The following is an 18,988-nucleotide window of genomic DNA, read 5'->3' as shown; positions in this document are numbered from 1 at the left end:
GGTGGTGGCATGGAACGTTCAAAGAATGATGTCTGGGTGGGCCTGTTCGTGATCCTGGGGCTGGCGGCGCTGGTGTTTCTGGCGCTGCAGTCGGCCAATCTGCTCAATCTGCATTGGCAGTCGGGCTACGAGATCAGCGCCAAGTTCGACAATATCGGCGGCCTCAAGCCCAAGGCGGCGGTGCGCAGCGCCGGCGTGGTCGTGGGGCGCGTGCGCTCCATCACCTTCGACGACAGCACCTTCCAGGCCAAGGTGGCGCTGGAGATGGACAAGCGCTATCTGTTTCCCAAGGACAGCTCGCTGAAAATCCTCACCAGCGGCCTGCTGGGCGACCAGTACATCGGCATCGAGGCGGGCGCGGACGAGAAGAATCTGGTGAATGGCGACAGCGTGACCTCGACGCAATCGGCCGTGGTGCTGGAAAATCTGATTGGCCAGTTTTTATATGGCAAGGCACAGGAAGGGGGCAGCCCGGCACCGGCTGCCGGCAAGAAATGAAAAAAAACAAACTTCGCTGGCATGGCGGCCTGCGCGGCGGGCGCTGGCTTGCCGCAGCGGCGCTGTGCCTGGCCGTGGCGGGATGCGCGACGGGGCCTGGCGCCCACCCGCAGGATCCGCTGGAGCCCTACAACCGGGCGATGACCCAGTTCAACGACGGGGTGGACAAGGTGGTGATGACGCCCGTGGCCACGGTGTACAAGAACGTGCTGCCCTGGCCGGTGCGCGCGGGCATCGGCAACTTCTTCGCCAACCTCGGTGATCTCTGGTCGTTCGTGAACAATGTGCTGCAGGCCCGCGGGCAGGCGGCTGCGGACAGCCTGGCGCGCTTTGGCATCAACAGCTTCATCGGCATCGGCGGCCTGTTCGACGTGGCGAGCGAAGCGAACATTCCGCGCCACAAGCAGGATTTCGGGCTGACGCTGGGGCATTGGGGCGTGCCGACCGGGCCGTACCTGGTGCTGCCGCTGTTCGGGCCTTCCACGCTGCGCGATACGGTGGCGCTGCCGGCCGACACCTGGGGCGACCTGGCCTGGCACGCGCGCCCGGTCTCCACGCGCAACAGCCTGTACGGCCTGCGCGTGGTGGACCGGCGTGCCAGCCTGCTGGGCGTGACCGGGGTGCGCGATGCGGCGGCGCTGGACCCCTACACCTTCACGCGCGATGTGTACCTTGGCGTGCGCGGCGATGCGGCGGACAAGGCAGGCAGTGACGATGACGGCAAGCTGCCGGAGGATGATTGATGGCTCACATGGATTGGAAAATGGATCGCCGGGCGCTGCTGCGCACCGCGGGGGCGCTGGGCGCCAGTGCCGGCCTGGCCCGCGCCTGGGCGGCCGGTGAGGCGCCCGATGCCCTGGTCGGACGCCTGTCCAGCGAGGTGCTGGATGCCGTGCGCAAGGATCCGCAGATCAAGGCCGGGGACGTGCACAGGATCGTGGCGCTGGTGGATAAGATCATCCTGCCGCACCTGGATTTCAAGCGCATGACGGCGGCGAGCGTCGGCCCCGGCTGGCGCAAGGCCACGCCTGAGCAGCAGCAGCGCCTGCAGGACGAGTTCAAGCAGCTGCTGGTGCGCACCTACGCGGGCGCCCTGGCGGAGGTGTCCGATCTGACCATCGTCGTCAAGCCCTTGCGGGCCGCGCCCGCGGATACCGACGTGCTGGTGCGCACCGAGGTGCGCGGGCGGGGCGACCCAATCCAGCTCGATTACCGCCTGGCGCAGAAGCCCGGCGAGGCCTGGAAGATCTACAACATCAACGTCATGGGCGTCTGGCTGGTGGAAACCTACCGCAGCCAGTTCGCCGCCGAGATCAACGCCAAGGGTGTCGATGGCCTGATCGAGGCGCTGGTGGCGCGCAACAAGGCCAACGCCGCCGGCAAGTGAGGAGCGGCTGTCCGTGCTTGTCCTGCCCGCCACGCTGACGCATCCCCAGGCCAGCGCCTGCCTGCAACTGCTGCTGCAGGGGCTGGAGGCCGAGGCAGGCGCCGAGGTGGTGGTGGATTGCGCGGCACTGGCGACCTTCGACAGCTCTGCGCTGGCGGTGCTGCTGGAGTGCCGCCGCGCCGCGCTCTACGACGGCAAGGCTTTGACCGCCCGGGCCATGCCGCAGGCGCTGCAGAGTCTGGCGCAGCTGTACGGCGTGCAGGCCTTGCTGGTGGCGCCGCAATGACGCTTCCGGGGGGCGATCGGCCCGAGGGTGTCGCCTGCGCCGCGCCTGCCCATCCCGCCACCGCCACTTTCGTGGCCGATCCGTTTCGCGAAATCCTCGACGAGATGGGCGCCTTCGTGTTTGCCACGGACTTGCAGGGGAGCTATGTGTATGCCAATCCCATGGTGCTGCGGCTGCTCGGGCGAAGCCTGCAGGAGGTGCTGGGCAGGACGTTTGACGATTTCATCAAGCTCGCGCACGACGAAGACCACGCGGCGATAGACCGGCGGGTGCTGATCCACGGCGAGGTGGTGTCACGGGAGGAATCGAACGTGATTCCGGATACCGGCGAGGTGCGCACCTACTGGACCATCAAGCGTCCTTTGCGGGATGCCGCGGGCGCGATTTCGGGCATGGTGGGCGTGTCCTACGACATCACCGACAAGAAGCGGCTGGAAAACGAAGTGGCCGAGCAGAAGGCGCTGCTTGCCGCGGTACTCGACAACGTCGATGCGCTGGTCTACATGAAAGGCGAAGACCGGCGCTTTCGCTACGCCAACCAGCGCGCCGCCGATGCCTTCGGCCTGCCGTCGGAGCAGGTGGTCGGCAAGCTCGACGGCGAACTGATGCCGTCCGAGGCGGCGGAACGGTTCTGGCGCAAGGACCAGGAAATCCTGGCCAGCGGCCAGCGTTCGGTCAGCGAGGAGGCCATGCAGGGCAGGGATGGGCGCATGCGCCACTATTGGAGCGTGGTCGTCCCCTGGCAGCAGGCCGACGGCAGCCGCGCGGTGATCGGCCTGAGCACCGACATCACCGAGCTGCACGATTTGAAGGAAGAGCTGCAGCGCCAGGCACGCACCGATGCGCTCACGGGCGTTGCCAACCGGCGCAGCTTCCAGGAGGCGGCCCAGGCGGAGTTCGAACGCAGCCGCCGCTATGCGCGGCCGTTGAGCCTGATGGCCATCGATGTCGACCATTTCAAGGACATCAATGATCGCCACGGCCACCCCGTGGGCGATCAGGTGCTGCGGACCATCGCGCAGTGCGTGCAGGGCAGCCTGCGCGGCAATGACCTGCTGGCACGCACCGGAGGCGAGGAGTTTTGCGTCCTCCTGCCCGAGACGGAGCTGGCTGCCGCCTCCGAGCTGGCGGGACGGCTGTGCCAGAACCTGGCCGTGCACGCCGCTTTTTCCGGCCTGGGCATGAAGGTGACGGCCAGTTTTGGCGTCACCAGCCTTGTTGCGGGCGATGAGCGATTCGACCAGATTTTTGCGCGTTCCGACCGGGCGCTCTACGCGGCCAAGCAGCAGGGGCGCAACCGGGTCGTGTGTCTCGGGATGGGTACGGGAGCGGGCCAGGGCCACACCGATTAAAATGCGCGGTTGCCATGACCGCAGTCTCCTTTCAATCCGTCTCCAAAACCTTTGCCACGCCGCATGGTCCGTTCCAGGCCCTCTCCGGCGTGAGCTTCGAGATTGCGGAAGGCGAATTTTTCGGGCTTCTGGGCCCCAACGGCGCGGGCAAGACCACGCTGATCAGCGTCCTCGCCGGCCTGGCGCGCGCCACGCACGGAAGCGTCAAGGTGATGGGGCACGATGTGCAGGGCGACTACGCCGCCGCGCGCAAGCTGCTGGGCGTGGTGCCGCAGGAACTGGTCTACGACCCGTTTTTCAGCGTGCGCGAGACGCTGCGTCTGCAGTCGGGCTATTTCGGGCTGCGCAACAACGACGCCTGGATCGACGAATTGCTGGCGCACCTGGGCCTGGCGGACAAGGCGGATGCCAACATGCGCCAGCTCTCGGGCGGCATGAAGCGGCGCGTGCTGGTGGCGCAGGCGCTGGTGCACAAGCCGCCAGTCATCGTGCTCGATGAGCCGACGGCGGGCGTGGACGTGGAGCTGCGCCAGACGCTGTGGCAGTTCGTCGCGCAGCTGAACAAGCAGGGCCATGCGGTGCTGCTGACGACGCACTACCTGGAAGAGGCCGAGGCGCTGTGCACCCGCCTGGCGATGCTCAAGCACGGGCATGTGGTGGCGCTGGCCAAGACGTCCGAGCTGCTGGCGCAGGCTTCGACCCAGGTGCTGCGCTTCAAGACGGACGATGCCCTGCCGCCGGAGCTGGCACCGCTGGCGCGCGTGACCGGGCGCGTGGCGCAGCTGCCGGCGCGCGACGCCCAGGAAATCGAACGCCACCTTGCCATGCTGCGCGCCGCGGGCGTGCGTGTGGAGGACGTGGAAATCCGAAAGGCCGACCTGGAAGACGTATTCATCCACGTCATGGAAACCGTGCGCGACGAAGCCGCCGGGGTTGCCGCATGAACGGCTGGCAGACCCTCTTCTACAAGGAACTGCTGCGCTTCTGGAAGGTGGCGTTCCAGACCGTGGTGGCGCCCATCGTCACCTCCATGCTCTACCTGCTGATCTTCGGCCACGTGCTGGAAAATCGCCTCCAGGTCTATGGACACCTGAGCTATACGGCCTTTCTGGTGCCGGGCCTGGTGATGATGAGCATGCTGCAGAACGCGTTTGCCAACAGCTCGTCGAGCCTGGTGCAGAGCAAAATCATGGGCAACCTGGTGTTCGTCCAGCTCACGCCGCTGTCGCACTGGGCCTGGTTCACCGCCTATGTGGGTTCATCGGTGTTGCGCGGGCTGGTGGTGGGCCTGGGGGTGTTCATCGTCACGCTGCTTTACGCCAATCCGGGATTCGTGGCGCCGTTGTGGAGCCTGGTGTTCGCCCTGCTGGGTGCCGGTTTACTGGCGTCGCTGGGCGTGATCGCGGGCCTGTGGGCCGACAAGTTCGACCACATGGCGACGTTCCAGAACTTCGTCATCGTGCCCATGACCTTTCTCTCGGGCGTGTTCTATTCCATCGACACGCTGCCGCCGTTCTGGCAGGGCGTGAGCCAGCTCAACCCGTTCTTCTACATGGTCGATGGCTTTCGCTACGGCTTCTTCGGGGTGAGCGACATCTCCCCCTGGATCAGTCTGGCGGTAGTGGGGCTGGCGTGGCTGCTCATCAGCGGCCTCACGCTGCATCTGCTGCGCATTGGCTACAAGATTCGCAATTGAGCATTTTTCTGCAAGGGTGCCCCATGACCGCTGACGACATCAAGCAATGCATTGCCGACCATCTTGCCTGCGAGCATCTGGTGGTCGATGGCGATGGGCACCACTGGTATGCGCTCATCGTTTCGCCGGCGTTCGAGGGCAAGCGGGCTATCCAGCGCCATCAGCTCGTCTATGGCACCGTGCGCGAGCACATGGACAGCGAAGCGCTGCATGCGCTCTCGATGAAGACCTTCACGCCCGCCGAATGGGTGCAGGCCCAGCAGCAGAATAATTGATTTTGATAGCTGCCAGCGCTTTGTGGTATTGCGCTGCAGGCTGATTTTAATGATATGGACAAACTTCTGATCCGTGGCGGCCGCCCGTTGAACGGGCGTGTCGCGATCTCGGGCGCCAAGAACGCGGCGCTGCCGCAGATGTGCGCGGCGCTGCTCACCAGCGAGCCGGTGCACCTGGTGAACGTGCCGCGCCTGCACGATGTGCGCACCATGCGGCAATTGCTGGACCACATGGGCGTGCGCAGCGAAACGCATGGCGAGCGTGGCGGCATGAGCTTTTTTGCGTCCGATGCGCTGCAGCCCGTGGCGCCCTACGAGCTGGTCAAGACCATGCGTGCCTCGGTGCTGGCGCTGGGTCCGCTGCTGGCGCGCTTCGGCCATGCCCGCGTGTCGCTGCCCGGCGGCTGCGCCATCGGCGCGCGCCCGGTGGACCAGCACATCAAGGGCCTGACGGCGATGGGCGCGCAGATCACGCTGGAGCACGGCGACATCGTCGCGCGCCTGCCCGAGGGGCGAAAACGTCTGCACGGCGCGCGCATCACCACCGACATGATCACCGTCACAGGCACCGAGAACCTGATGATGGCTGCCTGCCTCGCCGAAGGCGAGACGGTGCTGGAAAACGCCGCGCAGGAGCCCGAGGTGGCGGATCTGGCCGAGATGCTGATCGCGATGGGCGCGCGCATCGAGGGCCACGGCAGCAGCAGCATCCGCATCCAGGGCGTCGATCGCCTGCAGGGCTGCACGCACCAGGTGGTGGCCGACCGCATCGAAGCCGGCACCTTTGCCTGCGCGGTGGCGGCCACCGGCGGCGATGTGCTGCTGGAACATGCGCGCATCGACCATCTGGAGGCGCTGGTGGACAAGCTGCGCAGTGCAGGCGCCACGGTCAGCGCCGAAGCCGCGGGCATGCGGGTGCAGAGCCCGGGCGGTGCACAGCTCACGGCGCAGGGCTTTCGCACCATGGAATATCCGGGCTTTCCCACCGACATGCAGGCGCAGTTCATGGCGCTCAACCTGGTGGCGCAGGGCACGACGACGGTGACCGAGACCATCTTCGAGAACCGCTACATGCACGTGAACGAGCTCATGCGCCTGGGCGCCGAGATCATGGTCGATGGCCGAGTGGCCACGGTGGCAGGCGGCGCGCGCCTGACCGGCGCGACGGTGATGGCCACCGACCTGCGCGCCTCCGCCAGCCTGGTGATCGCCGGTCTGATGGCCGAGGGCGAGACGGTGGTGGACCGCATCTACCACCTGGACCGCGGCTACGACGCGATGGAAGACAAGCTGCGGGGTTTGGGTGCGGATATCGAGCGCATCCGATGACAGAATGACTGCGCCGCTGGCGCGGCAGCCATGACGAAATGACTCTCGGGGTCATGGCGGCGCAGCGCCGTCATCGAAGCGCAGCGAGGTCATTTCGTCATCAGAGATCAGGAAGGAATACCGTGATTACCCTGGCCCTCTCCAAAGGCCGCATCTTCGATGAAACCCTGCCGCTGCTGGCTGCCGCCGGGATCGAGGTGCTGGAAGACCCGGAAAAGACGCGCAAGCTGATCCTGCGGACGAACCAGGACGATGTGCGCGTGGTGCTGGTGCGCGCCACCGATGTGCCCACTTACGTGGAATACGGCGGCGCCGACATCGGCGTGACCGGCAAGGATACGCTGATCGAACATGGCGGGCAGGGTCTCTTCAGGCCGCTGGATCTGCGTATCGCCAAATGCCATGTCAGCGTGGCGGTGCGCGCCGATTTTGATTATGAGCAGGCGGTGCACCAGGGCGCGCGCCTGCGCGTGGCCACCAAGTACCCGCATATCGCGCGCGAATTCTTTGCCGGCAAGGGCGTGCATGTGGACCTCATCAAGCTCTACGGCAGCATGGAGCTGGCGCCGCTCACGGGCCTGGCGGATGCCATCGTCGATCTGGTCTCCACCGGCAACACGCTCAAGGCCAACCAGCTGGTGGAGGTCGAGCGCATCATGGAGATCAGCAGCCATCTGGTGGTGAACCAGGCCGCGTTCAAGCTCAAGCAGGCGCGGCTCAAACGCATCATCGAGGCATTTGCGAGCGCAGTGGCCGCCTGAGCGGCTGCATCGCAGGTTCAGGAGAAACTGGTGAAATTAATAGCTGATCCCGCACGGCTGTCAAGCGCTTCAGGCACATTTGAGCAAGAACTCGCCGCGCGCCTGCATTGGTCCAGCGCGCAGGATGCGGCGATCGAGCAGCGCGTGGCCGACATCCTTGCCGACGTGCAGCAGCGCGGCGATGCGGCGGTGCTGGAGACCACCGCGCGCTTTGACCGCCTGACTGCCGCAAGTGTTGCCGAGCTTGAGCTCACGCAAGCTGAACTGAAATCCGCACACGACAGTCTGCCCACGGTGCAGCGTGATGCGCTGGCCGCCGCCGCCGACCGCGTGCGCCGCTACCACGCGGCGCAGAAAAAGGCCTGCGGCGAGAGCTGGAGTTACCGCGACGAAGACGGCACGCTGCTGGGGCAGAAGGTGACGCCGCTGGACCGCGTGGGCATCTACGTGCCGGGCGGCAAGGCGGCCTACCCGAGCAGCGTGCTGATGAACGCCATTCCCGCGCAGGTGGCGGGCGTGCCCGAGATCATCATGATGGTGCCCACGCCGGGTGGCGAGAAGAACCCGCTGGTGCTGGCGGCGGCCTATCTCGCGGGCGTCACGCGCGGCTTCACCATTGGCGGCGCGCAGGCGGTTGCCGCATTGGCTTACGGCACGGCCACGGTGCCCAAGGTGGACAAGATCACCGGCCCCGGCAACGCCTATGTGGCCAGCGCCAAGAAGCGGGTGTTCGGCCAGGTCGGCATCGACATGATCGCCGGGCCGAGTGAAATCCTGGTGCTGGCCGATGGCACGACGCCGCCCGACTGGGTGGCGATGGATCTGTTCAGCCAGGCCGAGCATGATGAGCTGGCGCAGTCCATCCTGCTGTGCCCCGATGCCGATTACATAGCGCAGGTGGCGCAGGCGATGCACCGGCTGCTGCCAGAGATGCCACGCGCGGAAATCATCGCCGCCTCGCTCTCGGGGCGCGGCGCGCTGATCCACACGCGCAGCATGCAGGAAGCCTGCGAAATCTCCAACCGCATCGCCCCCGAGCACCTCGAAATCTCCAGCCGCGAGCCGCAGCGCTGGGAGCCGCTGCTGCGCCACGCCGGTGCAATCTTCATGGGCGCTTACACCACCGAGTCGCTGGGCGACTACTGCGCCGGCCCCAACCACGTGCTGCCCACCAGCGGCACGGCGCGCTTTTCCAGCCCGCTCGGGGTGTACGACTTCCAGAAACGCACCAGCCTGATCGAGGTGAGCGAACAGGGCGCGCAGGTGCTCGGCCGCATCGCCAGCGTGCTGGCGCATGGCGAGGGCCTGCAGGCGCATGCGCGGGCGGCGGAGATGCGGCTGAAGAGTTCATAGCCTCTCCGTTGTGGGTGCGGGCGTTCGTAGGCGCGGACGCTTTTCCGATAGCCGCGTCGGAAAACTGAAAGCGGCGCAGAGTCCTGTTTCCTAAACTGGTCGTGGTCAATAGCTGCCCAGGCTTGTTGATCAGGCTCGCTATCGAGCGGGCACTACACCAGATCAGACCAGGAGACGGGAAATGAATGAATACAAGGGCGGAGCGACGGTGCACTGCGATGGATTGCCCTGGCTGCCGCTGGCACCGCGGGTTTTCGTCAAGGTGATCAAGCTGGTCCCTGAAACCGGCGCCTTCAGCGTCATGATTCGTGCCGAACCCGGGGGCGTCCTGCCGCGGCACAAGCACCTGGAGAGCGCCGAAATCTACATCCTCAAGGGTACGGGCGTGCACCGGCAGACCGGACCTTTCCAGGCCGGTGACTACGTCTCCGAACCCAAGGGGGCGATCCATGATGCCCTGCCGTTTGACCAAGAGACGGAATTGCTGATGGTGTGCCAGGGCGCGTCTGCCTTCCTCGGGCCCAACGACGAGCCGATGTACCACATGGATATCCCCATGCTGCAGCGCCTGTCGGGCGCCGCACCGGGCGAGCCCACCCATTGATGCGGCGCGGCGCGGCGCGGGATGACGCCCCGCGGCTGAAGCCGCAAGCCCGATCGGCAAGCTTCATCGCCAGCCAGCGCGCAGGCGTGGCCCGGGCCACGCGCATGCGTTGGCGCGTGCGGCTCTGCCATCGCGGCGTACAGAACAACGGAGACGGGAGATCGTGATGAAAACAAGGGTGATGAGAATACCGTGTGCGCTCGCCTTCGCGGGCCTGCTGGCAGGTGTCGCGGCGGCCGGGACGGAGCAGCCGGCCGGCGGTTTCAGCCCCACGCCCGGCATGGTCAGCATGATGACGCTGGGACAGGCCGGGTTGATGAATCCCCTGTTTTCCAATGAAATCTATGGCAACACGCAGACCAAGATCGGCGCTTCCAGGGCCACCGCCGGCTACGTCAACGACGCGTTGATCGGCCAAGGCGTGCCGCCGCCCGCCTGGCCCGCGTTCCGGGATCGCGCCCGTGTCTTCGTGCTGCCGATTTCCATGATGAAGGAACTGCCAGCAGCCACCGGCGCCCATTTCTTGCGCATCAATGTGGAACCCACCCGGGTTGTCGGCAGCAACAACCTGCCGGTTGAACCCGTGGGCAACAGCCCCAAGGTCGAGTTGCAGTATTTCCATGCGCCGATTCCCAGCCGATTGCTTGGCATTGGACTGAGCTTTGAGCATGACGGCTACGACCTGCGCTACCACCAGGATCCGGTCAACACCCTGGGTCGATCGCGGCGCAACGCCTGGGCCCTGCAGCTGCGCTACGCTGAGGCTTATACCCCGCATTGGGGCCTGGCCGCACGCATGGACTATCAGCGAGGCAAAGCCAGCTACACGGTCTCAAACGATTTCATGCGGCAGCGGCAGGACTACGATGAAAACCGGTTCTATGCGCAGGTTGAACTGATCGGGACGTTCAGCACGCAAGATATTGGTCTGCTGCCGCCGGGCTGGTTGCTGCGCCCCATCGTCGGTGCGAACTACCAGCGCAGCTTTTTCAATACGGCCAGCGCCTCGGTGCTGCACGGCAAGCACGAGGACTACGGCGCGGCCTGGGTGCGCGCCCGGGTTGAAAAACAGCAGGCAGCTGGCCCGCAGTGGCAATTTCTGCCGAGTCTTTCGCTTGGGCTTGAAGCGGAATACGCCAACGATGTGGACCTGCGCTTGAGGGATCGGCGCTACGTCCTGGCGTCGTTGGGCCTGGCGGTGGTGGGCGGCCCCTATCGCTTTGACCTTGAATACAATCTGCGCCACGGCGTGGACAGCAAACGCAAGGCGCAAATCATTTCCGCTGTGCTTTCGTACCAGTTCTGAATCGGGGCCGGCTCACGATCGGCCTGAATCGGCAGCGCATTTTTTTTGCTGCATGCCGCTGACTGGGGAGGATGGACGACGATGGATGCAGTCACCCGCCCCGCGGGTCAGCCGGGCTTCACTGCTTATCTGAATGACCGGACCTTGCCCATTCGCCGGGCCGACGTGCGAGCGCTTGAGTCCACCCCTCTCACCATGGCGCTGGTCGAGCACGCGCCGGCGGACGGCATCGAATACAGGCCCGTTCAGGAACTGATCATCAGCATCGTGCTGCGCGCTCGGCATGCGCCGGTACTGCGCGACATTGGCTGCGGATCTCAACGCTTCAACGCAATGCCTGGCCAGGTGCTGCTGACGCCGCCGAGCTGCGGCTCCTATTGGCGCTTTGAGGGCAACCCGTTGGTTCTGCACCTGGGCGTTGCACTGCATCCGCTGGCGCAATTGCTCGGCGCTGACGCGGATCTGATTGAAAGCCGCATCAAGCAACTCGCCCGGCGGCAGCTGAATGAGCCGCTGGTCGGGCAGATCGCCAGGCGCCTGTGGGACTCCGGAAGCGGTGCGGGCGAAGGCGGCAGCTATGCGCCCAACTACCTGGGGGCGATCCTCGCACTGCTGCTCGAAGCCAGCCCCGCTGCCGATGACGCCGGACGCAAGGAAGTGCCAGCCCTGCCTGCCTGGCGTCTGCGCAAGACCATGGAGGCGATCGATGGCGCGGGGCACGGCCTGTCGGTGGCCCAACTGGCGCGCTCGGTCGCCTTGTCACCCGACCACTTCAGCCGCTCCTTCAAGGCCAGCACGGGTCGCCCGCCATACCAGGTGCTCAGCGAGATGCGCATGGAGCGCGCCAAGGCGCTGCTGCGCGAAAGCCGGCTGTCGATCACCGAACTGGCGCTGGATCTCGGCTTCTCTTCCCCGGCCCATTTCTCCAGCCGTTTTCGGCAGTTGACAGGGTTGACGCCTTCCGCTTGGCGGGCTGCGTCCGTCGTCCCACTCGATGGGCGCAGCGGACAACCAGATCCTTGACGTCGCGCGCCAGCGTACTGGCCGATCGCGCAGGGCGAAGCGGCACATGAGCGTGTGGTGCGTTTCGGGATGCACGCCAATGGCCGTGGCTGCGGGCGGCACCGAGGCTTTCGCACCCGCCGGGAAATAGTTACATTGACGGCATGGGTTTTTGCGGGCCCGGGTTCGGGCACCATGCCCGTCAAGGAGCGTCGCCATGGCCATCGTCGATCGCGTCAAGAGTCTGTTGCTCAGTCCCCAGCCCACCTGGGCGGCCATCGCGGCCGAGCCTGCCACCGCGGCCGGGCTGTATCCCGGCTACCTGGCGTGGCTCGCCGCCATTCCCGCCCTCTGCGGCTTCATCGGCATGACGCTGATCGGCATGGGCGGCCTCGGCGCCACGGTGCGCATGCCCTTCCTGGTGGGGCTGGCCAACATGGTGGTTTCGTATGTGCTGAGCCTGGCGGGCATCTATGTGCTGTCGCTCATCGTCAATGCGCTGGCGCCACGCTTTGGCGGAACGAGTGCTTGAAGCGTTTGTCTCTGGCGCCGCTGAATTCGGGTAAATTTGCCCGCAGGCGCTCGATGAGCGCCGTTGCCGTGCAATGCGTGCCCTGCTTTCAGGCGTGACAGGCGCACGGTCCGCCTGACGGCCCGTTATCCGGACGTACCTGCCGCGCCTGCCGTGTTGCGAGGCGGTGCAGGTGCTCCCTTCCTTTTTTTCAATCCAACGAATGCCTTTATCCCATGACCACTGAAGAGGTTTCTGTCCATCCCCTGGCCCGGCTGCGCCATGACGTGCAAGGCATGCATGCCTATGCGGTGCAGGATTCGCGCGGCATGGTCAAGCTGGACGCGATGGAAAACCCCTATCGCCTCCCGGCCGCCTTGCAGGCCGAGTTGGGAAAGCGGCTGGGGCAGGTGGCGGTCAACCGCTATCCGGGTGAGGGTGCCGAACAGCTCAGGACGGCCTTGCAGGGCCAGGCGCAGCCGCCGGCGGGCTGGTCGCTGATGCTGGGCAACGGCTCGGACGAGCTGATCAGCCTGCTGGCGCTGGCCTGCGACGTGCCGGGCGCCTCCATCCTCGCGCCGCTGCCCGGCTTCGTGATGTACGCCATGAGCGCGCAGCTGCAGGGCCTGGCCTTTCACGGCGTGCCGCTCACGGCCGATTTCGAGCTGGATGAAGCGGCCATGCTGGCGGCCATCGCGCGGCACCGCCCGGCCATCGTTTACCTGGCCTATCCCAACAACCCCACCGGCACGCTGTGGGACGAGGGCGCCATCGCCCGCATCATCGCCGCGCAGGGCGCGGCCGGCGGCCTGGTGGTGATGGACGAGGCCTACCAGCCGTTTGCCGCGCGCAGCTGGATGGAAAACGTGCGCTCGGCGCCCGAGATGCACCGCCATGTGCTCATCCTGCGCACGCTCAGCAAGTTCGGTCTGGCGGGTGTGCGGATTGGCTATCTGCTGGGTGAGGCTGGTTTGATCGCCGAGCTCGACAAGGTGCGTCCGCCCTACAACGTGGGTGTGCTCAACAGCGAATGCGCGCTGTTTGCCTTGGAGCATGAAGATGTTTTTGCCGCTCAGGCGCAGGAAATACGGGCGCAGCGTGCTCGCATTCTGGAACAACTGGGGCAAATGCCCGGGGTGCGACCCTTCCCGAGCGAGGCCAACATGGTCCTGGTGCGCGTACCCGATGCGGCGCGCGCCTTCGCCGGTTTGCGCGAGCGCAAGGTGCTGGTGAAGAACGTTTCTACAATGCACCCATTGCTCGCCAACTGCCTGCGGCTGACCGTGGGCAGCGCTGACGAAAATACCGCCCTCTTGCAAGCGCTGCGCGCCTCGCTATGACTTCTTCTGCTCTCGTTGCCTCCAGCCGAACCGACCGCACCGCCGAGGTCAGCCGCCAGACCGCCGAAACGCGCATCCGCGTAGCCATCAACCTGGATGGAACCGGCCAGACGCGGCTGAACAGCGGCATCGGCTTCTTCGACCACATGCTCGACCAGATCGCGCGCCACGGCCTGATCGACCTGGAGGTGCAGTGCGATGGCGATCTGCACATCGATGGCCACCACAGCGTCGAAGACGTGGGCATCGCGTTCGGCCAGGCCGTGGCGCGTGCCATCGGCGACAAGAAGGGCATTCGCCGCTACGGCCATGCCTACGTGCCGCTGGATGAAGCGCTTTCGCGCGTCGTGCTGGATTTTTCCGGCCGGCCCGGGCTGCACCTGGACGTGGCTTTCACGGCCGCGATGATCGGCGGCTTCGATACGCAGCTGGTGCATGAATTTTTCCAGGGCTTCGTGAACCACGCGGGTGTCACGCTGCACGTCGACAACCTCAAGGGCGTGAATGCGCACCACCAGTGCGAAACGATTTTCAAGGCCTTTGCGCGCGCGCTGCGCGCCGCGGCAGAGCCCGATCCGCGTGCCGCGGGGGTGATCCCGTCGACCAAGGGTGCGCTGTAATTTGAATCAAAAAGGCCTGTAACGCTTGCTGGATAAGCGCTGACAGCTATGCAAAATAAAGTAAAAACGGTGGCCGTGGTGGACTATGGCATGGGCAATCTGCGCTCGGTGTCGCAGGCCGTGCGGGCCGCGGCCGAGGGCGAAGGCTGGCGGGTGCTCGTCACGGGCGACGCCGACGCCGTGCACGCGGCCGATCGCGTGGTGCTGCCGGGCCAGGGCGCCATGCCCGATTGCATGCGCGAGCTCGATGCCTCGGGGGTCCGCGCGGCGGTGCTGGAAGCCGCCGCGCGCAAGCCGCTGTTTGGCGTGTGCATAGGCATGCAGATGCTGCTCTCGCACAGCGCCGAAGGCGATGTCGATGGCCTGGGCCTCATTCCCGGGGAGGTCCTGCGATTTGAGCTTGCGGGCCGCCGGCAGGACGACGGCAGCCGCTACAAGGTGCCGCACATGGGCTGGAACCGCGTGCGCCAGCTACCGCAGGCAGGCAGGCTGCACCCGCTGTGGCAGGGTGTGCCCGATGAGAGCTGGTTCTACTTCGTGCACAGCTACTATGCTCGCCCGGCCGATGCGCTGCACTGTGCGGGCGAAACCGGCTATGGCGGGCCCTTTGCAGCGGCCATCGCACGTGATAATCTTTTTGCCACCCAGTTTCATCCTGAAAAAAGTGCGGCCCAAGGGCTGCAGCTCTATCGCAACTTCCTGCACTGGAAACCGTGAAGACAGGCTGGCGTTCAGCGTTGGGCGTTGAGCGCGAAGTCTGAATTCCATGCCCAGCCCCCAACGCCCCAACCTCTCCAAAATGTTGCTGATACCCGCCATCGACCTCAAAGACGGACACTGCGTACGCCTCAAGCAAGGCGACATGAACCAGGCCACCACCTTCGGCGATGACCCGGCCGAGATGGCGCGCAAGTGGCTCGATGCCGGCGCCAGGCGCCTGCATCTGGTGGATTTGAACGGCGCATTTGCCGGCCAGCCCAAGAACCGCGGAGCCATCAAGGCCATCCTCAAGGCGGTAGGCAACGAAATTCCGGTGCAGTTGGGCGGAGGCATCCGCGACCTGGACACCATAGAGCTCTACCTCGATGCGGGGCTGGAGTACGTGATCATCGGCACGGCCGCCGTGAAGAACCCGGGATTCCTGCAGGACGCCTGCAGCGCCTTTGGCGGCCATGTCATCGTCGGGCTGGATGCCAAGGACGGCAAGGTGGCGACCGACGGCTGGAGCAAGCTGACCGGCCATGAGGTGGTGGACCTTGCACGCAAATTCGAGGACTGGGGCGTCGAATCGGTCATCTACACCGACATCGGCCGCGACGGCATGCTCACCGGCATCAATATCGAGGCCACCGTCAAGCTGGCGCAGGCGCTGAGCATTCCGGTGATTGCCTCGGGCGGGCTGTCCGGCATGGCCGATATCGAACAGCTGTGCGCGGTTGAGGGCGAGGGCGTCGAAGGCGTGATCTGCGGGCGTGCGATCTATTCCGGTGATCTCGACTTCGCCGCGGGCCAGGTGCGCGCGGACGAACTGGCGGCACCGTAGCAAACCCTGGCTGCGTCAGGGTTCGCCTGCCGGCAGGCTGCGCAGCAGCGCGTCGCACCAGGCGCGCGCGGCAGCGTCGCGCGGATCACCCTCTGCGCCCAAGGCGGGCCAGCGCGTGAGCGCGGTGCTGGCGATCGATTGCAGTTGCCACAGGGCCTCGCGCATGAGAAACAGCAGCTCTTTGACACCGGCAGGATCAGCCTGCAGCAGCGGCAGGAGTTCGGTCTGGTGGTCCGGGTGGGCGCCGGTATCGAACAAGCTGGTCTGCAGGGTGGCCAGGCGCCGCGCCATCCAGGCGGCGGGACTGTCCTCCGGCACCGGCGGGTCGCCGGCGGGCAGGGCTGCCTGCAGCGTGCTCCAGTGCCGCAGTGCCTGGGCCAGGCGGCTGCTTGCGCCGCGAATTTCCGCCAGATCGCCCGCATGGCCCGGCTGGATGGCGCTCGATTGCAGCAGGGGCAGCAGCAGCGCTGCAAGCGACTCCGGAAATTTCTGGCGGTCCATGCGCAGCGCCAGCGAAAGGCGCACCGAGGCGCCATCATTGGCATATTTCTCGAAAAAGGCAGACACCACTTCGGCCAGCAGCAGCATCTGGCCCATGTCGGAAATCTGCTCGCCGCGGATGCCGCGCGGGTAGCCGCTGCCATCCATGCGTTCGTGGTGTTCGAGGATGGCAACGGCCACCGACTGGGGGTAAACCTCCCAGCCGTGCACCAGCCGCGCGGCAAGGGTGGGGTGGGCGGCCAGTTGCTGGCGCTCGCTGGCCGCCATGGGGCGGGCCGTGTCGCGCCAGGCCGGGTCCAGATGCAGGAGGCCGATGTCGTGCAGCAGGCCGGCGGCCGCCAGCCGGGTGCATTCGCTCTTGTTCCAGCCGCGGCGCATGCCCAGGTAGGTGGCGACGAGCGCTGCCCGAAGACCATGCGCGAGCTGTGCGGGCGCCAGTTCGCGCATCACCGTCAGCATGAAGGCCAGTGCGGCAGGCAGGCTGATGGCGTGCAGGGGGGCGGCGAGCGTGGCGGCGGCGACGCCGCCGGCGTCGTCCTGCACCAGCAGTTCGATGGGGGGATCCTGCAGGCACATCTGATGGGCCTGTGCCGCCAGCGATGCCTGGCTGACCATGCCGTCCATGGCCAGCAGATGCTCCAGCGGCGTGCGCAATTCGTGCTTCATCAGGCGCTCGAACAGCGCTGGCGTCATCCGGGTACCGGCACCCACCAGCTTGGCGTCCCTGGTGGTGTAGACCGCCTCCCGCGTGGTCACGACGCAGCGCTCGCAGACCGCAAGCACGGCGCGCTGGTAATGCGAGGGTAGCCAGGGGGCGGAAGTTTCGGAGGGAAGAGGGGGGCTGTCGCTTGCTTCAGGGGGAACCATCGGACGTCAGTGTAGTGTTGCGCACTATCGGGGACTTATGGCGCGCAGCCGGGGAATATACCCAGCGCAGAGGCGGTTTGCGCGCAAGGAGCGCCATGCGTGGTATCTTGCGCACCCCTTTTGTGCCAATTCACATGCTTGCCAAACGCATCATTCCCTGCCTGGACGTGACCGGCGGCCGCGTCGTCAAAGGCGTGAATTTCGTCGAACTGCGCGATGCCGGAGACCCGGTGGAGATCGCCGCGCGCTACAACGAGCAGGGCGCCGACGAGCTGACCTTTCTCGACATCACCGCCACCAGCGACGGGCGCGATCTGATCCTGCCCATCATCGAAGCGGTGGCCAGCCAGGTGTTCATTCCGCTTACCGTGGGCGGCGGCGTGCGCACGGCAGCCGATGTGCGCCGGCTGCTCAACGCCGGGGCTGACAAGACCAGCTTCAATTCGGCGGCGATCGCCGATCCGGACGTCATCAGCGCGGCCTCTGCCAAATACGGCTCGCAGTGCATCGTCGTCGCCATCGATGCCAAGCAGCGCAAGGGTGATGAAGTGGCTGCGCGCGGCGCGGGCTGGGATGTCTACAGCCACGGCGGGCGCAAGAACACCGGCCTGGACGCGGTGCAGTGGGCGGTGGAGATGGCGCGCCGCGGCGCGGGCGAGATCCTGCTCACCAGCATGGACCGCGATGGCACCAAATCGGGCTTTGATCTTGCGCTGACCCGCGCGGTGAGCGATGCGGTGGATGTGCCGGTGATCGCTTCGGGCGGTGTGGGCAACCTCGACCATCTGGCGGACGGCGTGAGCGCCGGGGGGGCGGATGCGGTGCTGGCGGCGAGCATTTTTCACTACGGTGAATTCACGGTGCGCCAGGCCAAGGAGCACATGCGGGCGCGCGGCATTGCGGTAAGAATTTGAATGAAAAAAGGCTGTAGCGCTTGATATAAAAGTGCGGTCAGCTCCTATTTTTGAAATTTGCATGGCTGAATTGAATACCGATTGGCTGGCCCAGGTGCGCTGGGACGCGCAAGGCCTGGTGCCGGCGATTGCGCAGGAGGCCGGCACGGGCGACGTGCTGATGCTGGCGTGGATGAACCGCGAGGCGCTGGCGCAGACGGCCGCTACCGGGCAGGCGGTGTATTACAGCCGCTCGCGCGGCCGGCTCTGGTACAAGGGCGAGGAGTCGGGCCACGTACAGCTGGTGCATGAAATCCGCCTCGATTGCGACCAGGACGTGGTGCTGCTCAAGGTCACGCAGACGGGGCATGAGCCAGGCATCGCCTGCCATACCGGGCGGCACAGCTGCTTTTTCAGCCTGCTCAGGGATGGCGAGTGGCAGGCCGTCGATCCGGTCTTGAAAGACCCGTCCAGCATCTACAAATGAAACCCATGACAAGCAACGATGCACTCGAACGCCTCGCGGCGGTGATCGAGAGCCGCAAGCCGGCCAACGGCGGCAACCCTGAAAAAAGCTATGTGGCGCGTCTGCTGGCCAAGGGGCCGGATGGCTTTCTCAAGAAGGTGGGCGAGGAAGCCACCGAAGTGGTGATGGCGGCCAAGGACGTGGCGCAGGGCGCAGACCGCGGCAAGCTGGTCTATGAAATGGCCGATCTGTGGTTTCACTGCATGGTGGCACTGGCGTATTTCGAACTTGCGCCCGCGGATGTCGTCAAAGAGCTGGAGCGGCGCGAAGGCGTGAGCGGGCTTGAGGAAAAGGCGTTGCGCAAACAGGCGCGGCGCGCGCAGGAGGAAGGGAGCTGA

23 protein-coding genes are annotated in these 18,988 nt (G+C 65.8%); 22 read left to right on the top strand and 1 reads right to left on the bottom strand.

Annotation, left to right across the window (positions count from 1 at the left end; all coding sequences use genetic code 11):
- The first annotated feature begins 9 nt into the window (after positions 1 to 9).
- The 19 genes from mlaD to hisA all read left to right on the top strand — a co-directional run bounded on the left by mlaD (position 10) and on the right by hisA (position 15,863).
- A complete protein-coding gene (gene mlaD, locus K320_RS0105395; RefSeq protein ID WP_024537830.1) occupies positions 10 to 498 on the top strand; it encodes an outer membrane lipid asymmetry maintenance protein MlaD in 489 nt (162 codons plus the stop codon).
- Entirely contained in the window at positions 495 to 1,241 is a 747-nt protein-coding gene (locus K320_RS0105390) for an MlaA family lipoprotein (protein ID WP_024537829.1), read from the top strand. Before mlaD ends, K320_RS0105390 begins: the two co-directional genes overlap by 4 nt.
- Positions 1,241 to 1,885, top strand: coding sequence for an MlaC/ttg2D family ABC transporter substrate-binding protein (locus K320_RS0105385; RefSeq protein ID WP_407059754.1), 645 nt, complete (start codon positions 1,241 to 1,243; stop codon positions 1,883 to 1,885). The genes K320_RS0105390 and K320_RS0105385 overlap by 1 nt, the downstream gene beginning before the upstream one ends.
- A 13-nt stretch (positions 1,886 to 1,898) precedes the next feature.
- Entirely contained in the window at positions 1,899 to 2,171 is a 273-nt protein-coding gene (locus tag K320_RS0105380) for an STAS domain-containing protein (protein ID WP_024537827.1), read from the top strand.
- Positions 2,168 to 3,523 carry a sensor domain-containing diguanylate cyclase gene (locus tag K320_RS0105375; protein WP_024537826.1) on the top strand — a complete coding sequence of 452 codons (1,356 nt, stop codon included), beginning with the start codon at positions 2,168 to 2,170 and terminating at the stop codon, positions 3,521 to 3,523. Before K320_RS0105380 ends, K320_RS0105375 begins: the two co-directional genes overlap by 4 nt.
- Positions 3,524 to 3,537: 14 nt before the next feature.
- The gene (locus K320_RS0105370; protein WP_024537825.1) at positions 3,538 to 4,467 is read left to right on the top strand and encodes an ABC transporter ATP-binding protein; all 930 of its coding nucleotides are present in this window, start codon (positions 3,538 to 3,540) and stop codon (positions 4,465 to 4,467) included.
- Positions 4,464 to 5,219 (top strand): ABC transporter permease, encoded by a 756-nt coding sequence (locus tag K320_RS0105365; protein WP_024537824.1) that lies wholly within the window; start codon positions 4,464 to 4,466, stop codon positions 5,217 to 5,219. Before K320_RS0105370 ends, K320_RS0105365 begins: the two co-directional genes overlap by 4 nt.
- A gap of 23 nt (positions 5,220 to 5,242) precedes the next feature.
- A complete protein-coding gene (locus K320_RS0105360; RefSeq protein WP_024537823.1) occupies positions 5,243 to 5,494 on the top strand; it encodes a BolA family protein in 252 nt (83 codons plus the stop codon).
- A gap of 54 nt (positions 5,495 to 5,548) precedes the next feature.
- On the top strand, positions 5,549 to 6,823 hold the full coding sequence (gene murA / locus K320_RS0105355; protein ID WP_024537822.1) for a UDP-N-acetylglucosamine 1-carboxyvinyltransferase: 1,275 nt from the start codon (positions 5,549 to 5,551) through the stop codon (positions 6,821 to 6,823).
- Between the two features lie 122 nt (positions 6,824 to 6,945).
- A complete protein-coding gene (gene hisG, locus K320_RS0105350; RefSeq protein ID WP_024537821.1) occupies positions 6,946 to 7,584 on the top strand; it encodes an ATP phosphoribosyltransferase in 639 nt (212 codons plus the stop codon).
- A gap of 30 nt (positions 7,585 to 7,614) precedes the next feature.
- Positions 7,615 to 8,937 carry a histidinol dehydrogenase gene (gene hisD / locus K320_RS0105345; RefSeq protein ID WP_024537820.1) on the top strand — a complete coding sequence of 441 codons (1,323 nt, stop codon included), beginning with the start codon at positions 7,615 to 7,617 and terminating at the stop codon, positions 8,935 to 8,937.
- Positions 8,938 to 9,118: 181 nt separating this feature from the next.
- Positions 9,119 to 9,541 carry a cupin domain-containing protein gene (locus K320_RS0105340; RefSeq protein WP_024537819.1) on the top strand — a complete coding sequence of 141 codons (423 nt, stop codon included), beginning with the start codon at positions 9,119 to 9,121 and terminating at the stop codon, positions 9,539 to 9,541.
- Between the two features lie 280 nt (positions 9,542 to 9,821).
- Entirely contained in the window at positions 9,822 to 10,847 is a 1,026-nt protein-coding gene (locus K320_RS0105335) for an autotransporter outer membrane beta-barrel domain-containing protein (RefSeq protein ID WP_024537818.1), read from the top strand.
- Between the two features lie 45 nt (positions 10,848 to 10,892).
- A complete protein-coding gene (locus K320_RS18005; protein WP_156913830.1) occupies positions 10,893 to 11,870 on the top strand; it encodes a helix-turn-helix transcriptional regulator in 978 nt (325 codons plus the stop codon).
- A gap of 196 nt (positions 11,871 to 12,066) precedes the next feature.
- Entirely contained in the window at positions 12,067 to 12,381 is a 315-nt protein-coding gene (locus K320_RS0105325) for a YIP1 family protein (protein WP_024537816.1), read from the top strand.
- Positions 12,382 to 12,596: 215 nt separating this feature from the next.
- A complete protein-coding gene (gene hisC / locus K320_RS0105320) occupies positions 12,597 to 13,700 on the top strand; it encodes a histidinol-phosphate transaminase (RefSeq protein WP_024537815.1) in 1,104 nt (367 codons plus the stop codon).
- Positions 13,697 to 14,320: an imidazoleglycerol-phosphate dehydratase HisB gene (hisB, locus tag K320_RS0105315; RefSeq protein ID WP_024537814.1), complete on the top strand. Its 624-nt coding sequence runs from the start codon at positions 13,697 to 13,699 to the stop codon at positions 14,318 to 14,320. The genes hisC and hisB overlap by 4 nt, the downstream gene beginning before the upstream one ends.
- Positions 14,321 to 14,368: 48 nt before the next feature.
- Positions 14,369 to 15,037, top strand: coding sequence for an imidazole glycerol phosphate synthase subunit HisH (hisH, locus tag K320_RS0105310; RefSeq protein ID WP_024537813.1), 669 nt, complete (start codon positions 14,369 to 14,371; stop codon positions 15,035 to 15,037).
- A gap of 82 nt (positions 15,038 to 15,119) precedes the next feature.
- Positions 15,120 to 15,863, top strand: coding sequence for a 1-(5-phosphoribosyl)-5-[(5-phosphoribosylamino)methylideneamino]imidazole-4-carboxamide isomerase (hisA, locus tag K320_RS0105305; RefSeq protein ID WP_024537812.1), 744 nt, complete (start codon positions 15,120 to 15,122; stop codon positions 15,861 to 15,863).
- Positions 15,864 to 15,878: 15 nt separating this feature from the next.
- Here hisA and K320_RS0105300 read toward each other — a convergent pair whose 3' ends face one another.
- Positions 15,879 to 17,231 carry an HD domain-containing phosphohydrolase gene (locus tag K320_RS0105300; protein ID WP_084301171.1) on the bottom strand — a complete coding sequence of 451 codons (1,353 nt, stop codon included), beginning with the start codon at positions 17,229 to 17,231 and terminating at the stop codon, positions 15,879 to 15,881.
- 134 nt (positions 17,232 to 17,365) lie between these two features.
- On the opposite strand from K320_RS0105300, the gene hisF reads away from it, so the two are divergent.
- From hisF to K320_RS0105285, 3 genes are all read left to right on the top strand, one after another.
- The gene (hisF, locus tag K320_RS0105295) at positions 17,366 to 18,145 is read left to right on the top strand and encodes an imidazole glycerol phosphate synthase subunit HisF (RefSeq protein ID WP_024537810.1); all 780 of its coding nucleotides are present in this window, start codon (positions 17,366 to 17,368) and stop codon (positions 18,143 to 18,145) included.
- A gap of 61 nt (positions 18,146 to 18,206) precedes the next feature.
- Positions 18,207 to 18,611: a phosphoribosyl-AMP cyclohydrolase gene (hisI, locus tag K320_RS0105290; protein WP_024537809.1), complete on the top strand. Its 405-nt coding sequence runs from the start codon at positions 18,207 to 18,209 to the stop codon at positions 18,609 to 18,611.
- Positions 18,612 to 18,616: 5 nt separating this feature from the next.
- Positions 18,617 to 18,988 carry a phosphoribosyl-ATP diphosphatase gene (locus tag K320_RS0105285; protein ID WP_024537808.1) on the top strand — a complete coding sequence of 124 codons (372 nt, stop codon included), beginning with the start codon at positions 18,617 to 18,619 and terminating at the stop codon, positions 18,986 to 18,988.

The sequence above is a fragment of the Comamonas badia DSM 17552 genome, from assembly GCF_000484635.1.
GTDB classification, from domain to species: Bacteria; Pseudomonadota; Gammaproteobacteria; order Burkholderiales; family Burkholderiaceae_C; genus Comamonas_C; species Comamonas_C badia.
Note: the sequence above shows the minus strand (reverse complement) of the source record. Positions and strands in the feature narration are given on the sequence as shown.